The organism is Bacillus sp. FSL R9-9834 (genome assembly GCF_038006905.1).
Lineage (GTDB): Bacteria > Bacillota > Bacilli > Bacillales > Bacillaceae_G > Bacillus_A > Bacillus_A pacificus.
The window spans coordinates 4261361-4278576 of sequence record NZ_JBBOWD010000001.1 but is presented as its reverse complement, the minus strand read 5'-3'; the positions used below and the strand labels follow the sequence as shown (position 1 = coordinate 4278576).

Below are 17216 nucleotides of genomic sequence, written 5' to 3'. Positions count from 1 at the left end.
TAATGATAGCAAGAATAGAATTTGATGGAAATTGAATTTCAATATTTCTCAACATTTGTGTAACGATTTTATTTTCAATTATGTAACTAATTGCATTCATTCTCCCTGTTAGTAATTTCAAATGGTGGTTTGTTCCTACTTTTAACTATTGCACTTGATTCTGCAATTTCAGGGAAGGCTTTTTTCTGATTTTTAGTAAGAGGTGCAGTAGGTGAAGATTTTAACTCTACTAAGTCAATCTTACCATTTGCGTCCTTGCCTCCTATATCTATACGAGTGCGTACGCCGATTTTGTTTGTACGGTTATTTGTTCATTCAATTCAGATTTAGGTTTTTGTTGTTTTATAACCTCGAACATTTTTGTTTCGTATTCTTTACCTGCTAAGCTATTAGCTTTTAAAGTTTTCCGTTGTTTTTCTAGTGTGGCTGCTGCATCTATTGCATTGGAAACTTTTTTTGCACCTTTGACTACTTTTATTCCCTTACCAACAGGTGTAAGTCCCGCGAAAAACATGACACCAGCACCAGTGCGTTCCCACCATGAAAGTTTTTCGCCAGTATCGGGATCAACACCTTCTATAACACGTCGTACATCGTATTCTCCTAACTGTTCACTTACAATATTATAAAACTTTTTACCACCGTTGTACGATTGAGCAACCGTTATCGAAACTTATCCCCGTTAGTGTGTTACAATGAATAGAAGCGGAAAACGAGAATCTCCAATTGACTAGACCTGTGATTGGTTAGACAGTTTAAGAAGGTTGTATAAAAAAGGGAGATGGCGCAAAGATGGCGAGATCAAATGAGAACGATTTAACGGAGAAATTGGCAGAAGGTCACCGAAAATACGGTGATGGCAACTTTACAGTACAGAACATCGGTGATGAAACTAACCCAGATTGGACTATCGTAAAAAATGTGAGGAAAGGATCGGCAGGTATTCGAGAAGAGGAAGATATATTAAGACTGCGATCAAAATATATAAAATAGTACGGAAATGGGCGGAGTGGGAGCTCGAAATTCTCCTGGGACGCTGAAAAAACCTTGTTATCTTTTGATAACAAGGTTTTCTGTTTAGTTATTAATAAACTTCTCAAATACAAAACCATAATCTTTCACATTATATTGTTTCTTCGTATCAACGAGCCAGTTAAAGGCGATTTCGTTCATTTCTTTAAATTGCTCTGCTAAATTTACTTGTGCATTTGAAATACGGCTAAAAGCGTTAGATGCCATATCTAAACTTTTATGTGCATACTGCAATGTAATATCGTTGTCGTATGAAATTTCTTCGATTTTAAGTAAAGCTTTATATAAATCTTTTAATTCCTCGATATGTTTTTTATGAACATCAATTGAATAATGTTCATCTCCCATTTGAAATTTAATTTCTACATCTAAATCAATCGTTCCCGCAGTTTCAAGCGCTACGTTTTTAATTTGATATTTACTATAGCTAAAGCGGCGTAGTGTACGTTTTTTGCTTGTCGCACTTGTACCATCTAGGTGAAGTAATCCTTTGTTTGTGAAGCAATATTCATCTGATTTCGATTTAATTAGAAAATAAATTTTCTCTCCATCTTCATGCATTACGTAATCATCAGCATCGACCTTGTCATAATCTTTCGGTGTAATGACAGAACCTACATCACTTAACCCTAAAACATCAGCAGCTACTTTTTTGAACATATATAATCCCCCTTGTAAATTAAATTCTTAATTATACAAAAATATATTAACATGGTTTTAACAAAGAGTTTTCTTTTAATGAGAAAATGTTGGGAGGTAAGTTAAGAAAAGGAACGAATATTATTTTGAAAATATGTAAAAAGGTGCTGAGAAAAAGTGTACCATCATACAAAAACAAAAGGAGATTTAGCTGTTTTAAAGGCACAAGTTGATTTGTATGAAAAAGGATATATGATTTTAATACCACAAACAGAGCATTCGCCCTTTGATCTTGTAGTGTATAAAGGCGGGGTATTTAAAAGGGTGCAAGTGAAATATAGAGAGTTGAATGCAAGAGGGATACTGGAAGTAAGATTCCGATCTAGTTATTCTACAGCAAGCGGAGTCGCTACAAAAGAAGTGAATAAAGAAGAAATAGATGTGTATTGTGTATATTGTCCTCAAACGGATTGTTGTTATTATTTCAATCCCAAATTATTTAGTAAATCTATTAGTTTAAGAGTGGATTCTCCGAAAAATAAACAAGAGAAAAAAGTTAATTTTGCAAGTGATTATAGAGAAATTCCGTGAAAGCACCACAAGTGATATGAGGTGTTTTTTCAATCTCTCTTTGAAATCTTACAATTCTGTAAGGTAACTGTAAGGTAGTTCGATGGTAACAAATTGCTAATCCTCTATAATGAAGGTAACAACGATAAAACGAGGAGGAAGAAATAATGAAGGGATTAATCGTAACGGGTTTAACAGTTGCTTTTGGATTTGTAGCGTATGAGAAATTAACGTATGTAGTTGATGTTGTAAAACATTTAATCGCGTAGAGGAAACTACCATGAGAGGGAAAGGGAATGAGTGAATGAATGGAATGGTTATTTGGAATTATAGGTACTTGTAGTGTTGTGTTATTGTTCTTTGTCCCAAGTGGTATACTTAGTTCGACAACGAGTTTGTTCTTCTTAAGTTTGTTTGCTTGTACGATGCTCATCATTATGTTTTTAATGAAGCGAAGTAAACCAATCTTCTACTTTAGCATGATTGTTATGGCAATTATTGTTCTCCAAATTATTACCCTTGTTATATACCCCACTATTATAAAAGCTTTCCATTAATGATGAATCCTCTGCTTGAATTGCTGAGGGTTTTTATTTGCATATTTTTAATTTTGAGTAGGAATTCACTTGTATTGAAATGTAAAAATTAAATATTTCTATATTTCAAACAAAGGGTTTCGGGATGTTGTGTTCTCATTACTCATTTGATATATTTACTTTAAAGATAATTAAAATCTAGAAAAAGAGGCGGACGTATGGATAAAAAAGAAAATACGGTCGTATTGTTTCCGCAACTATCAGAGCGCTATATTGATGAAGGTTTTTTAGCGCTGAAAGAGCGGAAATTCGAAGATGCATTGCGCTGCTTTGAAATATTACGTCAGTATAATGCAGAAACGGAACAAACGGAACTAGCTTCGGTTATTTGTTTGTTAGAATTAAAACATATGGAAGAAGCGAAAGAGAAATGTGAACAGTTACTGGAAACAGGAGCTGTCTTATTTGGTGATATTCTTGAAACGTATGTGACAATTTTAGTTCAAACAAATGATTATGAAGGCGTTATTGAAACTGTTGAAAAAGTTTTGCAAACGAAAGATGTAATGCCTGAGCAAAAGGAAAAATTAGCACAGCTCGCTTTATTTGCAGAAGGTATGTTAAATGAAGTAGATACATCACGAGTTGATTCGAATTTTGAGTTAGATGAATTTACTAATGAAATATTTGGAGAAAACTTTGGGCAAAAGCTAAGAGCGATTCAGCAACTTTCGTTAAAAGATTTGGATCTTGCATTACCTATTTTAAAGAAATTTTTAATAGACGAAAAACAGCACCCTTATTTGAAAACTTCTATTTTATATAAAATGATAGAAAATCAAATAGAAGAAGAGATAGAGGTAGAAAAGTTTGGGAATACGATCAAGGTAATTCCGGCATTTACAGGTCATAATGAGGAGCAATCCGATAACATTATACATAGATTATCAAGTCGATTAGAGCAAAATTATCCTGATATATTTGATGCGATGGTTACATATTGGAAAGAATTGCAAATTAGCATTTTCCCATTCGCTCTATTAATGGATAAAGTGGAGATTTGGGCTGCTGTTTTAGAGAGAATTGGTAGAAAGCGTTTCGGGTTGACTATTGATGAAGAAGAGCTTATGACAGCGTATAATATTGAATTAGAAGAGTTTCATATTGCCTATCAATGGTTATTACGTGTTGAAAGAGAAGGATATTTGCCCGTATAATTATGAAAAAGAATCGTTCGGTTCTTGAAACGAGCATATTCTATGTTATAATGTAAGGGTTGCAAAAGGCAGAAATCTGCCTGTTTGTAAGAGAAGAGAAGTGTAATTCTCTTACTTAATATGTTTCATATTATTCTCGAACAAAATATACCGTAGTTGTCTTTTAGGCAATTAGTAGATTGGAACATTATATCTGAAAGCTTTTGCTAGAGGATTATTTGTACTTTTGTTATTTCAAAAAAGAGATAATGAAGATCTTAATCTATAGAGGTATGTGCATACATTATTATAGTTGGAGGGAAAGAATAAATGGCTGCAAAATGGGAAAAATTAGAAGGTAACGTAGGCGTTTTAACAATCGAAGTTGATGCTAAAGAAGTAAACAACTCTATCGACGCTGCGTTCAAAAAAGTAGTAAAAACAATCAACGTACCAGGTTTCCGTAAAGGAAAAATGCCTCGTCCGTTATTCGAACAACGCTTTGGTGTTGAATCTTTATACCAAGATGCTTTAGATATCATCTTACCAAAAGCATACGGTGAAGCAATCGATGAAGCTGGTATCTTCCCAGTTGCTCATCCTGAAATCGACATCGAGAAGTTCGAAAAAAATGCTAACCTTATCTTCACTGCAAAAGTTACAGTGAAACCTGAAGTTAAATTAGGTGAGTACAAAGGTTTAGCAGTAGAAAAAGTTGAAACAACTGTAACTGACGAAGATGTAGAGAACGAATTAAAATCTTTACAAGAGCGTCAAGCTGAGCTAGTTGTTAAAGAAGAAGGAACTGTTGAAAACGGTGATACAGCTGTAATCGACTTCGAAGGTTTCGTTGATGGCGAAGCATTTGAAGGCGGAAAAGGCGAAAACTACTCTCTAGCAATCGGTTCTGGTACATTCATCCCAGGTTTCGAAGAGCAAGTAATTGGTCTTAAATCTGGTGAGTCTAAAGACGTTGAAGTATCATTCCCAGAAGAGTACCATGCTGCTGAATTAGCTGGCAAACCAGCAACATTCAAAGTAACGGTTCATGAAATCAAAACAAAAGAACTTCCTGAGTTAAACGACGAGTTCGCTAAAGAAGCTGACGAAGCGGTTGCAACTCTTGATGAATTAAAAGCAAAACTTCGCACAAACTTAGAAGAAAGCAAAAAGCACGAAGCTGAGCACAAAGTACGTGACGAAGTAGTAGAATTAGCTGCTGCTAACGCTGAAATCGACATTCCAGAAGCTATGATCGACACTGAGTTAGATCGTATGGTTCGTGAATTCGAGCAACGTTTAAGCCAACAAGGTATGAACCTTGAGCTTTACTACCAATTCACAGGTACTGATGCTGACAAGTTAAAAGAGCAAATGAAAGAAGACGCTCAAAAACGCGTAAGAATCAACCTTGTTCTTGAAGCTATCATTGAAGCTGAAAACATCGAAGTTACTGAAGAAGAAGTAACTGCAGAAGTTGAAAAAATGGCTGAAATGTACGGTATGCCAGTAGACGCTATCAAGCAAGCTCTTGGAAGCGTAGACGCTTTAGCTGAAGATCTTAAAGTTCGTAAAGCTGTAGACTTCTTAGTAGAAAACGCTGCATAATAAAATAACAAGGCGCGATTTTAATCGTGCCTTGTTTTATAAATATAGAAATATATTTATAAAACTTTTCGATGAAGAAGGAAAACTTCCTTAATGAGTCGAATATACATATTTCAAAAGTTTTAAAAACTTTTTATTTGTACATAACTAGTCATATTATTTGTATTTCTCGCCACGTAGTGACATAATATGTATTTACATACGATACATTTATCGTGTACATACGAAGGCAAGAGGTTAGCACTTTGTAAGGGGTGTGAAAATATGTTTAAATTTAATGATGAAAAAGGGCAATTAAAATGTTCTTTCTGTGGTAAAACACAAACGCAAGTTCGAAAGTTAGTTGCAGGTCCAGGTGTTTACATTTGTGATGAGTGTATCGAACTTTGTACTGAAATTGTACAAGAGGAGCTTGCGAAAGACGAAGAAGTAGAATTCAAAGATGTACCGAAACCGGTAGAAATTCGTGAAATCTTAGATGAGTATGTCATCGGACAAGATAACGCGAAAAAAGCACTAGCGGTAGCGGTATATAACCATTACAAACGCATTAATTCTAACAGCAAAATTGATGATGTAGAATTAGCGAAGAGTAATATCGCACTTATCGGGCCAACAGGTAGTGGTAAAACATTACTGGCACAAACGTTAGCGCGTATTTTAAATGTTCCATTTGCAATCGCGGATGCAACATCTTTAACTGAAGCTGGGTACGTTGGGGAAGATGTAGAAAATATCTTACTTAAATTAATCCAAGCAGCTGATTATGATGTAGAGAAAGCGGAAAAAGGAATCATTTATATTGATGAGATTGATAAAGTGGCACGTAAGTCCGAAAATCCATCAATTACACGTGATGTATCTGGTGAAGGTGTGCAGCAGGCACTTCTGAAAATTTTAGAAGGTACTGTAGCAAGCGTTCCACCTCAAGGTGGCCGTAAGCATCCGCATCAAGAGTTTATTCAAATTGATACAACGAATATCTTATTCATCTGTGGTGGAGCGTTTGATGGCATCGAGCCAATTATTAAACGTCGTCTTGGTGAAAAAGTAATTGGATTTGGTTCTGAGAAGAAAAATGCTGATGTAAATGAGAAGCATGTTTTATCTCACGTATTACCAGAGGACCTTTTAAGATTTGGTTTAATTCCAGAGTTTATCGGTCGTCTTCCAGTTATTGCGAACCTAGAGCCGCTTGATGAAGATGCTCTTGTTGATATTTTAACGAAACCGAAAAATGCACTTGTTAAGCAATTCCAAAAACTATTGGAGCTTGACGATGTTGAGTTAGAGTTTGAAGAAGGCGCACTAATTGAGATTGCGAAAAAAGCAATTGAACGTAAAACAGGTGCTCGTGGACTTCGTTCTATTATTGAAGGCTTAATGCTTGAGGTAATGTTCGAGCTACCATCTCGCAAAGATATCGAGAAGTGTATTCTTACAAAAGAAACAGTAGCTGATAACGCAGCGCCAAAATTGGTGTTACAAGACGGTACTGTACTTGATACAAAAACATCTGCATAATGCGAAGGGGAAACAGCAATTTTTATAATTGCTGTTTTTCTTTATGTTTAGCTATGTTCCTCCGCGGAAATACTAAGAGATAAAACATTGCGGGAGGAAATAAATGATGAGCTGGACAAATATATTTTTACTTGTTCAACTTGTTTTTGGTGTAATTGTCGGATTGTATTTTTGGCATTTACTTCGAAATCAGCGAACACAAAAAGTTTCAATTGATCGAGAATCAAAAAAAGAATTAGAACAGCTTCGTAAAATGCGTGAGATTTCTTTAACAGAGCCGCTTGCGGAAAAGGTGCGTCCTACATCCTTTTTAGATATTGTGGGGCAAGAGGACGGGATTAAGTCGTTAAAAGCGGCTCTTTGTGGTCCAAACCCGCAACATGTGATTATATATGGTCCGCCAGGTGTCGGAAAGACAGCGGCAGCGCGTCTTGTATTAGAAGAAGCAAAACGAAATCCAAAATCTCCATTTCGCACAAATGCAACATTTATTGAACTGGATGCGACGACAGCTCGGTTTGATGAACGTGGTATTGCAGACCCTTTAATTGGTTCGGTGCATGATCCAATTTATCAAGGTGCTGGTGCGATGGGGCAAGCAGGTATTCCGCAACCGAAAAAAGGTGCGGTAACAGATGCTCACGGTGGTATTTTGTTTATTGATGAGATAGGTGAACTACATCCGATTCAAATGAACAAAATGTTAAAGGTGCTAGAAGATCGAAAAGTGTTTTTGGAAAGTGCATACTATAGTGAAGAAAATACGATGATTCCAACGTATATACATGATATTTTTCAAAAAGGTTTACCAGCCGATTTTCGCTTAGTTGGGGCGACGACACGTTCGCCAGATGAGATACCTCCTGCTATTCGGTCGCGCTGTTTAGAAGTGTTCTTCCGTGAGTTAGATACAGAAGAAATTCAAAAAGTAGCGAAGAATGCGGCTGACAAAGTGGAAATGCAAATCGGTGAAAATGGTATTGAAATGATTGGGATGTATGCGAGAAATGGGCGAGAAGCGATTAATCTTGTACAAATTTCTGCTGGAATGGCAATAAATGAAGAACGTCCTTTCATTAAAGATGAAGATATAGAGTGGGTTGTTCACTCTAGTCAGCTCACACCGAAGTATGAAAAACGCATTTACCCTATTCCGAGAATCGGTCTTGTAAATGGACTTGCTGTATACGGACCAAATACAGGCGCATTATTAGAAATTGAAGTAACAGCAATCAAGGCGAAAGATAAAGGATCGGTAAATGTTACCGGAATTGTTGAAGAGGAAAGTATTGGTAGTCAAACGAAATCCATTCGTCGTAAAAGTATGGCGAAAGGTTCTGTAGATAATGTATTAACAGTACTTCGATCTCTAGATGTGTTGCCAGAAGGGTACGATATACATATTAATTTTCCAGGTGGTATCCCGATTGATGGGCCTTCGGCGGGAATTGCTATGGCAACAGGCGTGTATTCAGCAGTGCATCATACGTATGTGAATAATGAAGTAGCGATGACTGGTGAGATAAGTATACACGGGGAAGTGAAACCTATCGGTGGTGTGTACGCAAAAATAAAAGCTGCGAAAAAGGCAGGAGCTAAGAAAGTTATCATTCCTGCTGAAAACATGCAACCATTTTTGTATACAATAAAAGGAATTGAAATTATTCCTGTTCGGAAGTTGAAGGAAGTATTTGAGCTAACGTTTATACAGGAAAATATACATCGAGAGCTTGATGTACATACTACGATAGACGAAACAGATGCACAATCAATGTGAGAATGAACGATAATAGTATTTGCCAGACTTCGTTTAAGTTTGTATGCTTAAGCGGAGTCTTTTTTCTTTTATAAGGGAGAAAAAACGAGGGATTTACAGTTGCGGAGAATCTCTGCAATTGCATCTAGATGTATTGTAATATAAAATAGTTGAACAGGAGTTTAATTTATTATGGAGGTGCTATGTCTAGTATGAATACGAATGAAAGAATCGTGCCCCTCCTACCATTAAGAGGCGTTCTCGTATATCCAACGATGGTTCTGCATCTTGATGTAGGACGTGATAAATCGATACAAGCACTAGAGCAGGCGGCAATGGATGAAAATATCATCTTTTTAGCAATGCAAAAAGAAATGAATATCGATGATCCGAAAGAAGATGACATATATAGTGTAGGTACAGTGGCGAAAGTGAAGCAAATGTTAAAATTGCCTAACGGTACGCTTCGTGTCCTTGTAGAAGGTTTACATAGAGCAGAAGTAGTAGAGTTTATCGAAGAAGAAAATGTAGTGCAAGTTTCTATTAAAACGATAACGGAAGAAGTGGAAGCTGATTTAGAAGAGAAAGCCCTTATGCGTACATTACTGGAGCATTTTGAACAATATATTAAAGTTTCGAAAAAAGTTTCAAATGAAACATTTGCAACGGTAGCTGATGTAGAAGAGCCAGGAAGATTAGCTGATTTAACTGCTTCTCACTTGCCAATTAAAACGAAGCAGAAACAAGAGATTTTAGAGATTATATCTGTGAAAGAACGATTACATACACTTATTTCAATTATTCAAGATGAACAAGAATTACTTAGTTTAGAAAAGAAAATTGGACAAAAAGTGAAACGTTCAATGGAGCGCACGCAAAAAGAATATTTCTTACGTGAGCAAATGAAGGCGATTCAAACTGAACTTGGCGATAAAGAAGGTAAGGGCGGGGAAGTTGAAGAACTTCGTGAGAAAATTGAACAGTCAGGAATGCCTGAAGAAACAATGAAGGCTGCGCTGAAAGAATTAGATCGTTATGAAAAGTTACCAGCAAGTTCTGCGGAGAGCGGTGTAATTCGAAATTATATCGATTGGTTATTAGCGCTTCCGTGGACAGAAGCAACAGAGGATATGATTGATCTTGCTCATTCTGAAGAGATTTTAAACAAAGATCATTACGGTCTTGAGAAAGTGAAAGAGCGCGTACTTGAATATTTAGCGGTACAGAAGTTAACAAATTCATTAAAAGGACCTATCCTTTGTTTAGTAGGACCTCCTGGGGTCGGAAAAACTTCGTTAGCGCGTTCCATTGCAACATCATTAAATCGTAATTTTGTCCGTGTATCCCTTGGTGGTGTACGTGATGAATCTGAAATTCGTGGTCATCGCCGTACGTACGTTGGAGCAATGCCAGGACGCATTATTCAAGGTATGAAAAAGGCGAAATCAGTTAATCCAGTCTTTTTATTAGATGAGATTGATAAAATGTCTAACGATTTCCGTGGAGATCCATCAGCCGCATTACTTGAAGTGTTAGATCCAGAACAAAACCATAACTTCAGTGATCATTACATTGAAGAACCATATGATTTATCCAAGGTTATGTTTGTAGCAACTGCAAATACACTTTCCAGTATTCCAGGCCCATTACTTGATCGTATGGAAATTATTTCGATTGCTGGGTATACAGAACTTGAAAAAGTTCATATTGCTCGTGAACATTTATTGCCGAAACAATTAAAAGAGCATGGTTTACGAAAAGGTAATTTACAAGTACGTGATGAAGCGCTTCTTGAAATGATTCGCTATTATACACGTGAGGCTGGTGTTCGTACACTAGAGCGCCAAATTGCAAAAGTTTGTCGTAAAGCAGCAAAGATTATCGTTACAGCAGAACGTAAGCGTATTGTAGTAACAGAGAAAAATGTTGTTGATTTACTTGGTAAGCACATATTCCGTTATGGGCAAGCTGAAAAAACAGACCAAGTTGGTATGGCGACAGGTTTAGCGTATACAGCAGCAGGTGGCGATACACTGGCGATCGAAGTGTCCGTAGCGCCAGGTAAAGGGAAATTAATTTTAACAGGGAAACTTGGGGATGTTATGAAAGAATCCGCACAAGCAGCGTTTAGCTATATTCGTTCTCGTGCAGAAGAGCTTCAGATTGATCCTGATTTCCATGAGAAAAATGATATTCATATTCATGTTCCAGAAGGAGCAGTTCCAAAGGATGGACCGTCAGCAGGTATTACGATGGCAACAGCACTTATTTCTGCACTAACAGGTATTCCTGTAAGTAAAGAAGTGGGGATGACAGGTGAAATTACACTTCGTGGTCGTGTATTACCGATTGGTGGTTTAAAAGAAAAAACATTAAGTGCTCACCGCGCAGGTTTAACAAAGATTATTTTACCGGCGGAAAATGAGAAAGATTTAGATGATATTCCAGAGAGCGTAAAAGAAAACCTTACGTTTGTGCTTGCATCTCATTTAGATGAAGTATTGGAGCACGCATTAGTAGGAGTGAAACAATGAAAGTAACAAAAGCAGACATTGTAATTAGTGCTGTTAAACCAGAACAATATCCAGACGGTGACTTACCAGAAATCGCATTAGCGGGTCGTTCCAATGTCGGGAAGTCTTCATTTATTAATAAAATTTTAAATCGTAAAAAGTTAGTGCGTATTTCTTCTAAACCAGGGAAAACACAAACATTAAACTTCTTCTTAATTAATGAGATGATGCACTTTGTGGATGTTCCAGGTTACGGATATGCGAAAGTATCTAAAACGGAGCGCGCAGCTTGGGGTAAAATGATTGAGACGTACTTTACAACACGTGAGCAATTAGACGCAGCTGTACTAGTAGTTGATTTACGTCACAAACCAACAAATGATGATGTAATGATGTATGATTTCTTAAAGCATTATGACATCCCAACAATTATTATTGCAACGAAAGCCGATAAAATTCCGAAAGGGAAATGGCAAAAGCATTTAAAAGTTGTTAAAGAAACGCTTGATATTGAAAGTGGCGATGAAGTCGTTCTATTCTCTTCTGAAACAGGACTTGGAAAAGAAGAAGCATGGAAAGCAATTCATAAATTTACAAAAACAAAAAACGCGTGACGAATGTCGCGCGTTTTTTGTTTTACTAATTTTTTTAGCGTACGTTTAATGTAACCTCAATATTTCCTCGTGTTGCTTTAGAGTAAGGGCATACACCGTGAGCGGCTTCTACAAGTTCTTGTGCTTCGCTATGTGAGACGCCGGCAACATGTACATCAAGCACAGCGGATAGGCCGAAACCACCGTCTGTATCTTTTCCGATAGAAACGTGAGCAGTTACTTCTGTGCTTTCTACTTTCACACGTTTTGTACGAATGACAAGTTGTAACGCACTATCAAAACAAGCAGCATAACCAGCAGCAAATAGTTGTTCTGGATTTGTTGCCTCTCCGCCTGCACCACCTAGTGCTTTCGGCATTTTTACATCAAGATTTAATATGCCATCATCTGAAACTACTTTTCCGTTTCTTCCACCTGTAGCAGTTACTGAAGCAGTATATAATTTATCCATGTTTATTCCCCTTTTCTATCATTAATTGTTTTCATTGTTTCAATTAGTTTATTTAATTGAATTAATAAAGAACGATATTCTTGTTCTGTAATTCCTAAATTTGTAGCCATTGTTGTCGGTAATGAACAAGCCTTATCTTGTAAATCTTTACCTTGTTCTGTTAATTCAATACATACTTTTCGCTCATCTTCTTTGGAACGAACGCGTTTTACAAGGTTTAATGATTCCATTCGTTTTAGCATAGGTGTTAACGTACCTGAATCTAAAAATAGACGTTCTCCAATTTCTTTTACTGTTAGTCCATCTTGCTCCCATAGTACGAGTAAAGTAATGTACTGTGGATACGTAATGCCCATTTCTTCTAAATACGGTCGGTAAAAGCGTGTAACCTCTCTAGAACAGGCGTAAATAGAAAAACAAAGTTGGTTATCTAGATGTAAAGAATTATCTACCATACATAACTCCTTTCTCGTTAAGTTGTGCACAATTTAATTTTGTAAAATCAATATAACGGAAAAGAAATACAATGTCAAATACATTGTATTGAGAAAGTTTGTGCTACAATTTGGCACAATCATACATATTTTCCTTCATGATGAAAGAAGATAGGAAAGATGATGTTATAATTCATATGGAATAGTTTCCATCACTTGATTATGAGGACTTTTTTTGGTAACGTACAAATAGAGTTATTATTTTATAATCATTATAAAGTAGAAAGCTTTTATTCATTTTACTGAATCTCCTTTCTTACATATGGAGAATAAATAAAAAAATAATCGGTTGTTCACACGATTGTCAGATTCATAAGAGGAAAGTTGTATTATGATAGTAGATAAAGTGATAAAACGGGTGAAGGGGGACATGCTGCGTGCATATTCTTGTTGTTAGTGTAAATTATCGAACAGCCCCTGTAGAATTTCGTGAGAAACTCACATTTCAGGCAGCAGAACTAGAGCAAGCAATGACGACATTACAAAAGCAAAAGAGCGTGTTAGAGAATGTCATTGTATCAACTTGTAATCGCACTGAGATTTACGCTGTTGTCGATCAATTACACACGGGACGGTATTATATTAAGAAGTTTTTAGCTGATTGGTTTCAGCTTGAAATAGAAGAAGTCGCACCATATTTAACTATTTTTGAACAAGATGGTGCAATCGATCATTTATTCCGCGTAACGTGCGGTTTAGATTCTATGGTAGTTGGAGAGACGCAAATTTTAGGTCAAATAAAAGATAGCTTTTTAGAAGCGCAGCAAGTAAAAGCAACAGGGACAATTTTTAATGAATTGTTTAAGCAAGTCATTACATTAGCGAAACGTGCTCACTCAGAAACGACAATTGGTGAAAGTGCGATGTCTGTTAGTTATGCTGCTGTTGAGCTTGGGAAGAAAATATTCGGCGAGTTAACAGATTGTCACGTGCTTATTCTCGGAGCTGGTAAAATGGGTGAACTTGCACTGCAAAACTTATATGGAAGTGGTGCTCGTAAAGTAACAGTCATGAATAGAACGCTTTCAAAAGCAGAAATAATGGCTGAGAAATATATGGGACATGCAAAACCTTTAAGTGAATTACAATGTGCATTATTAGAAGCTGATATTTTAATTAGTTCAACTGGTGCATCGGATTATGTCATTACGAAAGAGATGATGACAAAGGTAGAGAAAATGCGCTCTGGTCGTCCATTATTTATGGTTGATATTGCAGTGCCGCGTGATATTGATCCAGCAATTGATGAGCTAGAAGGTTCTTTCTTGTATGACATTGATGATTTGCAAGGAGTAGTAGAAGCGAACCGTGCTGAGCGTTTGAAAGAAGCAGAGAAAATTCAATTTATGATTGAAGAGGAAATTGTTTTATTTAAAACGTGGTTAAGTACACTTGGTGTCGTTCCGTTAATATCAGCTCTTCGTGATAAGGCACTTGCTATTCAAAGTGAAACGATGGAAAGTTTGGAACGAAAAATACCAACTCTTAGTGATCGTGAGAGAAAAGTAATTAGTAAGCATACGAAAAGTATTATTAATCAATTATTAAAAGACCCAATTTTAGTAGCGAAAGAAATAGCTGCTGAAGAGGGAGCAGACGAAAAATTAGCGTTATTTGCAAAGATTTTCGATTTAGAAATGGAAGACGTAGAGAGTCGTGCGGAAGAAGTAGAACATAAAAGAGCGTGGACACCATCCGTTCCATCTTTATAATTTGGAAGGATGATCGGATGAGTTTTTTAAATAACAGTATTATTTATCATATTGCAATTATTTTATATGCTTGTAGCATTAGTTTATATTTTATAGATTATTTCCAAAGTAACCGAAAGGCGAACCGATTTGCTTTTTGGTTACTTTCGATTGTATGGGTTCTGCATTCTATTTTTATGTTACTTAGAGCTACAGATTCAGAAACGAACCCTCTTTTAACCTTATTATCAGGCATTTATTTTTATGTTTGGCTATTGATTACGATGTCGTTAGTCATTAATCGATTTATGAGAATCGATTTTTTAGTCTTTTTTACAAATGTTGTTGCATTTGGCGTAAGCGCTTTTTCTATTTTTACGCCGCTTGGAAAGATGTCGCCGGTACTTGCAGAGCAATTAGTTTCGGAGCTTGTATACGTACATGTCGGTATGGCTATTATTTCTTATGCAACTTTTACTGTATCGTTCATTTTTTCTATTATGTATTTATTGCAATATCGCCTATTAAAAAAGAAAAAATGGAATGCGAGATTAAGAAGGTTAGGGAATTTACCGAAGCTAGAATCGATGTCTTACGGATTAAATTTATTTTCTGTTCCATTTTTCCTACTAGCTATTTTATTAGGATGCATATGGGGATATACAAAATTGGACAATTTCCATTGGTATGATACGAAAGTAATCGGGTCTTTTGTCGTTCTATTTGTATATTGTGCTGGCCTATATTTACGAGCGGCAGATGTGTTGCAAGGGAAGAAAATCGTGCAGTGGAACATCGGAGCATTTCTCGTAATGCTAATTAATATTTTTCTATTAAGCAGTTTATCCAACTTCCACTTTTGGTATTTATAATGAGGAGAGAAAATTATGCGCAAAATTATTGTAGGGTCACGAAAGAGTAAATTAGCATTAACGCAAACAAATTGGTTTATTGATCAGTTAAAAGCGCTAGGTTTACCATATGAATTTGAAGTGAAAGAAATCGTTACAAAAGGCGATGTTATTTTAGATGTTACTCTTTCAAAAGTAGGTGGCAAAGGCTTGTTTGTGAAAGAGATTGAACATGCGCTACTTACGAAAGAAATTGATATGGCTGTACATAGTATGAAAGATATGCCGGCCGTACTTCCAGAAGGATTAATGATTGGTTGTACACCAAAGCGTGTTGACCCTCGTGATGCTTTTATCTCAAAAAACGGAGCGTCGTTTAAAGAGTTAGCAGAAGGCGCTATTTTAGGTACGAGTAGTTTAAGACGTAGTGCACAGCTACTCGCTGCGAGACCAGACTTACAAGTGAAGTGGATTCGCGGAAATATCGATACACGTTTACGCAAATTAAAAGAAGAAGATTACGATGCAATTATTTTAGCGACAGCGGGATTACAAAGAATGGGCTGGGATAATGAAGTTATTACAGAACATTTAGATGAGACGTTATGTGTACCTGCTGTAGGACAAGGTGCATTAGCGATTGAGTGTCGTGAGGATGATAAAGATTTACTGCAGTTGTTAGCTCATATGAATGATGGAGTAACAGAAAAAACAGTGGCAGCAGAACGCGTATTTCTTCATAAACTTGAAGGTGGATGCCAAGTGCCGATCGCAGGATATGCAACTCTTACAGAAAACGATGCAATCGAATTAACAGCTCTTGTCGGGTCTATGGACGGTTCTATTTTATTGAAAGAGACAGTAGTAGGAACTGATCCAGAGAAAGTAGGATTAGAGGCTGCGGACCGTTTAATAAAACAAGGCGCAAAAGAACTTATTCTTGCTGCAAATAAGGGGCAACAATAAGTATGAACGCTCTCGCTGGCAAAACGGTATTGATTACGCGTGCCCAGCATCAAGCAAAACAAATGAGTGTAGCGGTGAAAGAAAAGAGCGGAATTCCATTGGAAATTCCGCTTTTGCGTATGGAAGGTATGTCTCATAGGCAAATTCAACATATAGCAGGGCAGTTACATTCGTATGACTGGGTTATTTTTACGAGTAAAAATGGGGTAGCTTTTTTTCTAGATCGTTTGAGACAGAAGCTACCTGTAACGACTAAAATTGCTGCAGTAGGTGTGAAAACAAAGTTAGAGTTAGAAAAGCGAGGCTATGAAGTGGACTTCGTTCCAACTTCATTTGTTGCAGAAGTATTTGCAGAAGAGTTTGTAAAAAGACTAAGTGGAAACGAATGCATTTTATTTCCGAAAGGGAATTTAGCAAGAGACGTAATTCCAGTTGCGCTTCGTGAAATGGGTGTTTCTCTAGATGAGCTAATCGTGTATGGTACGAAAGAAAATGTAGAGAAAAAGCAAGAGCTTATAGAAGCGTTAGAAGTAGGGAAAGTAGACATTATTACATTTACGAGCCCTTCCACTGTTACTAGTTTTGTTCGTTTACTTGAGGGTACAAACTGGAGAGAATGGACAAAAAAATGTACAATTGCTTGTATAGGGCCTATTACGGAAAAAGAGGCGAGCCTTTATTTTCCGCATATTATTATGCCGAAAGAGTACACTGTAGAAGCATTACTACAATGTGTTTGTGAATCTATAAAATAAAAGAATGGGGATAGAAATCT

16 protein-coding genes and 1 pseudogene are annotated in these 17216 nt (G+C 36.5%); 13 read left to right on the top strand and 4 right to left on the bottom strand.

The window, feature by feature from the left end; translation table 11 throughout:
* Positions 1–86: 86 nt before the first annotated feature.
* Positions 87–613: pseudogene (locus MKY00_RS22295) on the bottom strand (pre-toxin TG domain-containing protein); the annotation flags it as partial.
* Between the two features lie 179 nt (positions 614–792).
* Here MKY00_RS22295 and MKY00_RS22290 point away from each other — a divergent pair.
* The gene (locus MKY00_RS22290) at positions 793–993 is read left to right on the top strand and encodes a hypothetical protein (RefSeq protein ID WP_000124456.1); all 201 of its coding nucleotides are present in this window, start codon (positions 793–795) and stop codon (positions 991–993) included.
* An 84-nt stretch (positions 994–1077) separates the two neighbouring features.
* Here the strand turns inward: MKY00_RS22290 and MKY00_RS22285 are convergent, their stop codons facing one another.
* Positions 1078–1692 (bottom strand): PH domain-containing protein, encoded by a 615-nt coding sequence (locus MKY00_RS22285; protein ID WP_000475206.1) that lies wholly within the window; start codon positions 1690–1692, stop codon positions 1078–1080.
* Between the two features lie 156 nt (positions 1693–1848).
* Here MKY00_RS22285 and MKY00_RS22280 point away from each other — a divergent pair, with 156 nt between their 5' ends.
* The 8 genes from MKY00_RS22280 to ysxC all read left to right on the top strand — a co-directional run bounded on the left by MKY00_RS22280 (position 1849) and on the right by ysxC (position 11988).
* On the top strand, positions 1849–2262 hold the full coding sequence (locus MKY00_RS22280) for a group I intron-associated PD-(D/E)XK endonuclease (protein WP_000274735.1): 414 nt from the start codon (positions 1849–1851) through the stop codon (positions 2260–2262).
* A 287-nt stretch (positions 2263–2549) separates the two neighbouring features.
* Entirely contained in the window at positions 2550–2798 is a 249-nt protein-coding gene (locus MKY00_RS22275) for a hypothetical protein (RefSeq protein WP_001983650.1), read from the top strand.
* A gap of 197 nt (positions 2799–2995) precedes the next feature.
* Positions 2996–3994: a hypothetical protein gene (locus MKY00_RS22270; protein ID WP_000358269.1), complete on the top strand. Its 999-nt coding sequence runs from the start codon at positions 2996–2998 to the stop codon at positions 3992–3994.
* 309 nt (positions 3995–4303) lie between these two features.
* Positions 4304–5581: a trigger factor gene (gene tig, locus MKY00_RS22265; protein ID WP_016718608.1), complete on the top strand. Its 1278-nt coding sequence runs from the start codon at positions 4304–4306 to the stop codon at positions 5579–5581.
* 264 nt (positions 5582–5845) lie between these two features.
* Positions 5846–7105, top strand: a complete 1260-nt coding sequence (clpX, locus tag MKY00_RS22260) for an ATP-dependent protease ATP-binding subunit ClpX (RefSeq protein WP_000472282.1) — start codon at positions 5846–5848, stop codon at positions 7103–7105.
* A gap of 106 nt (positions 7106–7211) precedes the next feature.
* Positions 7212–8882, top strand: coding sequence for an ATP-dependent protease LonB (gene lonB, locus MKY00_RS22255; RefSeq protein ID WP_029141203.1), 1671 nt, complete (start codon positions 7212–7214; stop codon positions 8880–8882).
* 182 nt (positions 8883–9064) lie between these two features.
* The gene (gene lon, locus MKY00_RS22250) at positions 9065–11395 is read left to right on the top strand and encodes an endopeptidase La (RefSeq protein ID WP_000097298.1); all 2331 of its coding nucleotides are present in this window, start codon (positions 9065–9067) and stop codon (positions 11393–11395) included.
* Positions 11392–11988 (top strand): ribosome biogenesis GTP-binding protein YsxC, encoded by a 597-nt coding sequence (gene ysxC, locus MKY00_RS22245; protein WP_000869113.1) that lies wholly within the window; start codon positions 11392–11394, stop codon positions 11986–11988. The genes lon and ysxC overlap by 4 nt, the downstream gene beginning before the upstream one ends.
* 34 nt (positions 11989–12022) lie before the next feature.
* Here the strand turns inward: ysxC and MKY00_RS22240 are convergent, their stop codons facing one another.
* Positions 12023–12439: an organic hydroperoxide resistance protein gene (locus MKY00_RS22240; RefSeq protein ID WP_000359781.1), complete on the bottom strand. Its 417-nt coding sequence runs from the start codon at positions 12437–12439 to the stop codon at positions 12023–12025.
* Positions 12440–12441: 2 nt separating this feature from the next.
* Positions 12442–12894 (bottom strand): MarR family winged helix-turn-helix transcriptional regulator, encoded by a 453-nt coding sequence (locus MKY00_RS22235; protein ID WP_000228198.1) that lies wholly within the window; start codon positions 12892–12894, stop codon positions 12442–12444.
* 416 nt (positions 12895–13310) lie between these two features.
* Here MKY00_RS22235 and hemA point away from each other — a divergent pair, with 416 nt between their 5' ends.
* Genes hemA through hemD form a run of 4 tightly spaced genes read left to right on the top strand, consistent with a single transcriptional unit; the run spans position 13311 to position 17196 of the window.
* On the top strand, positions 13311–14645 hold the full coding sequence (hemA, locus tag MKY00_RS22230) for a glutamyl-tRNA reductase (RefSeq protein ID WP_016718606.1): 1335 nt from the start codon (positions 13311–13313) through the stop codon (positions 14643–14645).
* Positions 14646–14662: 17 nt separating this feature from the next.
* On the top strand, positions 14663–15496 hold the full coding sequence (locus tag MKY00_RS22225) for a cytochrome C assembly family protein (RefSeq protein WP_000008996.1): 834 nt from the start codon (positions 14663–14665) through the stop codon (positions 15494–15496).
* A 15-nt stretch (positions 15497–15511) separates the two neighbouring features.
* A complete protein-coding gene (hemC, locus tag MKY00_RS22220; protein WP_016718605.1) occupies positions 15512–16441 on the top strand; it encodes a hydroxymethylbilane synthase in 930 nt (309 codons plus the stop codon).
* A gap of 2 nt (positions 16442–16443) precedes the next feature.
* Positions 16444–17196 (top strand): uroporphyrinogen-III synthase, encoded by a 753-nt coding sequence (gene hemD, locus MKY00_RS22215; protein WP_016718604.1) that lies wholly within the window; start codon positions 16444–16446, stop codon positions 17194–17196.
* Positions 17197–17216: the final 20 nt, after the last annotated feature.

Excerpts from the sequence above, each read along its gene's own strand:
- MKY00_RS22290 (WP_000124456.1), top strand. The coding sequence starts at position 793 with ATGGCGAGATCAAATGAGAACGATTTAACGGAGAAATTGGCAGAAGGT.
- MKY00_RS22285 (WP_000475206.1), bottom strand. The coding sequence starts at position 1,692 with ATGTTCAAAAAAGTAGCTGCTGATGTTTTAGGGTTAAGTGATGTAGGT.
- MKY00_RS22275 (WP_001983650.1), top strand. The coding sequence starts at position 2,550 with ATGGAATGGTTATTTGGAATTATAGGTACTTGTAGTGTTGTGTTATTG.
- MKY00_RS22270 (WP_000358269.1), top strand. The coding sequence starts at position 2,996 with ATGGATAAAAAAGAAAATACGGTCGTATTGTTTCCGCAACTATCAGAG.
- tig (WP_016718608.1), top strand. The coding sequence starts at position 4,304 with ATGGCTGCAAAATGGGAAAAATTAGAAGGTAACGTAGGCGTTTTAACA.
- clpX (WP_000472282.1), top strand. The coding sequence starts at position 5,846 with ATGTTTAAATTTAATGATGAAAAAGGGCAATTAAAATGTTCTTTCTGT.
- lonB (WP_029141203.1), top strand. The coding sequence starts at position 7,212 with ATGAGCTGGACAAATATATTTTTACTTGTTCAACTTGTTTTTGGTGTA.
- lon (WP_000097298.1), top strand. The coding sequence starts at position 9,065 with ATGTCTAGTATGAATACGAATGAAAGAATCGTGCCCCTCCTACCATTA.
- ysxC (WP_000869113.1), top strand. The coding sequence starts at position 11,392 with ATGAAAGTAACAAAAGCAGACATTGTAATTAGTGCTGTTAAACCAGAA.
- MKY00_RS22240 (WP_000359781.1), bottom strand. The coding sequence starts at position 12,439 with ATGGATAAATTATATACTGCTTCAGTAACTGCTACAGGTGGAAGAAAC.
- MKY00_RS22235 (WP_000228198.1), bottom strand. The coding sequence starts at position 12,894 with ATGGTAGATAATTCTTTACATCTAGATAACCAACTTTGTTTTTCTATT.
- MKY00_RS22225 (WP_000008996.1), top strand. The coding sequence starts at position 14,663 with ATGAGTTTTTTAAATAACAGTATTATTTATCATATTGCAATTATTTTA.
- hemC (WP_016718605.1), top strand. The coding sequence starts at position 15,512 with ATGCGCAAAATTATTGTAGGGTCACGAAAGAGTAAATTAGCATTAACG.
- hemD (WP_016718604.1), top strand. The coding sequence starts at position 16,444 with ATGAACGCTCTCGCTGGCAAAACGGTATTGATTACGCGTGCCCAGCAT.